This is a genomic window from Olsenella sp. CU969, from assembly GCF_905219715.1.
GTDB lineage: Bacteria > Actinomycetota > Coriobacteriia > Coriobacteriales > Atopobiaceae > Granulimonas > Granulimonas faecalis.
The window spans coordinates 1-3,035 of sequence record NZ_CAJMXC010000127.1 but is presented as its reverse complement, the minus strand read 5'-3'; the positions used below and the strand labels follow the sequence as shown (position 1 = coordinate 3,035).

4 protein-coding genes are annotated in these 3,035 nt (G+C 73.0%); 1 reads left to right on the top strand and 3 read right to left on the bottom strand.

Features of this window, described 5'->3' with window-relative positions:
- The 3 genes from JX283_RS08100 to JX283_RS08090 all read right to left on the bottom strand — a co-directional run.
- The coding region (locus tag JX283_RS08100; RefSeq protein WP_204830121.1) for a hypothetical protein at positions 1 to 325 on the bottom strand (325 nt) is incomplete at its 3' end.
- The gene (locus tag JX283_RS08095) at positions 322 to 1,569 is read right to left on the bottom strand and encodes a 6-phosphofructokinase (protein WP_204830120.1); all 1,248 of its coding nucleotides are present in this window, start codon (positions 1,567 to 1,569) and stop codon (positions 322 to 324) included. The genes JX283_RS08100 and JX283_RS08095, both read right to left, overlap by 4 nt.
- 96 nt (positions 1,570 to 1,665) lie before the next feature.
- A complete protein-coding gene (locus JX283_RS08090; protein ID WP_168354067.1) occupies positions 1,666 to 2,019 on the bottom strand; it encodes a YxeA family protein in 354 nt (117 codons plus the stop codon).
- Between the two features lie 230 nt (positions 2,020 to 2,249).
- Here JX283_RS08090 and JX283_RS08085 point away from each other — a divergent pair.
- A partial coding sequence (locus tag JX283_RS08085; RefSeq protein WP_204830119.1) for a hypothetical protein occupies positions 2,250 to 3,035 on the top strand: 786 nt, incomplete at its 3' end.

The window sequence follows — 3,035 nt, the reverse complement described above, 5'->3', positions numbered from 1 at the left end:
CGGCCCCCTCGACGGCGGCCCGCCCGCCCGCGTCCTCCGCCCTGGCGGCCCCGTCGCGCAGCACCAGGTCGAAGCCCCGGGCATAGGCGGCCGCGGGCTCGTCGGGGTCGTCCAGGTACATGACCGTCTGCCAGCCGCCGCCGAGGGACAGCACCCGTATGGCGCGGCCGTCGGGGCTCGTGGTGGTGAAGACGTGGGCCCGGCCGAACATCGTGGGAAAGAGGCGGTCGTCCCTGCGCCCCAGCACGGTCGCGGCGGCAGCAGCCGCCACGGCGGCCCCGGCGCCCACGGCCACGGCGGCCGCGACCCTCAACGGGCCCCTCACGCGTCCTCCTCGGGAAGCCACAGGTGCCAGGGCAGGCCCTCCACGAAGGTGGGCGCGGCCTCGCCCTGGATGAGCGGGCGCACGTACTCCCGCATCTCGTCGGTCACGCCCATGCCGTCCGGACGGATCCACTCCGTGGGCACCGGGCGCACGCGGTTGGCCACGGCCGATATGGCCGACAGCCCATAGGACACCGAGTAGGGGCGGTTGTGCTCGCGGCGCATCACCGGGACCATGCCCGTGCAGCCGTCCTTGGCCGCCTGCACGGCCACGCCTCCCAGGGTGGAGGCCTCCTCGAGGTCCGTGGCGCTCGCCAGGTGCGAGGCGCAGCGCTGGAGCGTGGAGAACTCCACGGCGCGCGTCTTCACGCCCAGGCGCCCCTTGACCAGGGCGGCCAGGTAGCGGCCCACGCCGCTCTGGGTGGCCACGTGGCCGAAGGCGTCGATGCCCACGGACTCGTCGCGGAACAGTGGCTCGCCGTCGGCGCGCACCACGCCCTCGCTGGCNGCGACCACCACGGTGTCGCGCTCCTCCAGGAGCCCCTCCACGGCGGCCACGAAGGCGTCGACGTCGAGCGGGGCCTCCGGCAGCAGGATGATGTCGGGGCCGCCCGCGCCGGGGCGCCCGGCCAGGGTGGAGGCCGCCGTGAGCCAGCCGGCATCGCGACCCATGATCTCCACCACGGTGACGCTCTTGAGGAAATAAGCGGCGGAGTCGCGGGCCACCTCCTTCACGGCGCAGGCCACGAACTTGGCCGCGCTGCCGTAGCCGGGGGTGTGGTCGGTGCCCACCATGTCGTTGTCGATGGTNTTGGGCACGCCCATGAAGCGGATGGGGCNGCCCGCGCGCTCGCCGTACCGGGCGAGCTTCTCGATGGTGTCCATGGAGTCGTTGCCGCCGATGTAGAGGACGGCGTCCACCCCGAGGGTCTCGAAGCGGGAGAAGAGCCGCTCGAACGGCGCGGTGTCGCCGTCGGGGTCGGGGAGCTTGTAGCGGCAGCTGCCGAGCAGGCTCGCCGGCGTGCGGCGGAGGAGGTCGAGCTGGAGCGGGTCCGAGAGCAGGCCGTCGAGGTCCACCACCCGGCCGGCCAGCACGCCCTCGATGCCGTTGCGCATGCCCAGAACCCGGGCCCCCAGCTGGTGGGCGCACTCGAAGACGCCGGCGAGCGTGGCGTTGATGGCCGCCGTGGGCCCTCCCGACTGCCCTACCAGCACCGTCGCGTTCCAGCTCTCCTGTGGTGCCATGGGCCCTCCTCGCGTGTCGAAACGTGCAGGACCCACTTTAGGGCAACCGGCGGCGACAGGGTACCNGGTCGGTCTGCCGCCGCCGGGGCCGGCGCGTCACCCCTCCGGGGGAGTGAGGAGCGCCTGGGCCGCCTCGGGCACCTGGTCCCAGGAGACCTCCTCCCACGAGATCACGCCCACGAGGGGGCGCGTCTCGAGCAACAGGTAGGCCTTGTCGCGCAGGATCCGCTCGGTGTCGAGGGTCACGGGGGCCGGCTTGCCGTCGGGCGTTGCCCCGTCGAGGTGGTAGGAGTAGGTCATGCCGCCGTGGGGCTCGATGGGCTGCACGAGGTTGTCGTCGGTCTGCACGTAGACCCGGGCCGGCTCGCCGAACTTGAGGACGAGGAGCGCCGCCGCCACCGCGCACACCCCTGCCACGGCCACCAGGCCGATGACGATCTTCCTTGCCACGGGACCTCCCACCTGTCTGGGGCGCCGGCCGTCCGGCACCCGGTGGACCCATGGTCCCAAGGGGCCCGGTGACGGGCCATCGAAGGGGGTGACATCGCGGTGACGGTTTCGTAAGGGTGGCACCCTCGGATTTCTGTCTCTTGAGGGGTCGGTGGGGGGCGACGGCGGTGACGACCGCGCCGTGGGGTATGGTGGTCCCGACCGTCGTTCGGACGACAAGGAGACCCTCCGTGGACCGTTCCCGCCGCAACCTCCTCACGTCCCTGCTCGCCGCCTACAACGCCGACCCCGGCTCCCCGACGGGCCGGGTGGCGGCCTACCTCCTCGAGCACTTCGGCTCCCTCTCCCAGATATCCAGCCGCGACGTCATGGCCGCGGCCGACGTCACCCGCCCCGAGCTCCGCAGCGCCGTGACGGCCCTCGGTCTCGCTGACTTCGCCGACGTCGCCCGCTGCGGCGGCGAGTGGCCGCTCTTCCGCGACTACTTCCTGGCCTACATGGCCTCCGGGGGCGACGCGGGCCGGCTGCGCTCCGAGATCGACCGCCTCTACGACTCCGTGGACGCCGCCATGGACACGCCCATGGCGGCCTCGCTGGTCTCCTCGCTCCACGGCGCGCGCTCCGTGACGGTGCTCACCGCCGACTCCTCGGCGGCCGCCCTGGGCGAGTTCCAGCGGGCCATGGTCATGGAGGGGCGCCTCGTGCGCTTGGTGAGCGAGAGCGATCCCAAGGAGGCCCTGCTGGCGTCGCTTGGCCCCGCCGACCTGCTCGTGGCCGTGTCCACCTCGGGCGGCTCCGTGAAGCGCTGCCTCGACCTCCTGGAGGGCTGCGAGGCCTGGAAGGTGCTCGTCTCGGCCTGCGACGACGAGCTTGTGCAGACCCCCTTCGACGACGCCCTGCTCATCGGCCACGCCATGGCCGAGGGCGAGCCGCTGCACCGGGTCTTCGCCACCTACGGCGTGGCGTACCTGTTCGACCGGATCTTCGCCGAGTACGCGGGGGAGCGGGGCCCGGCG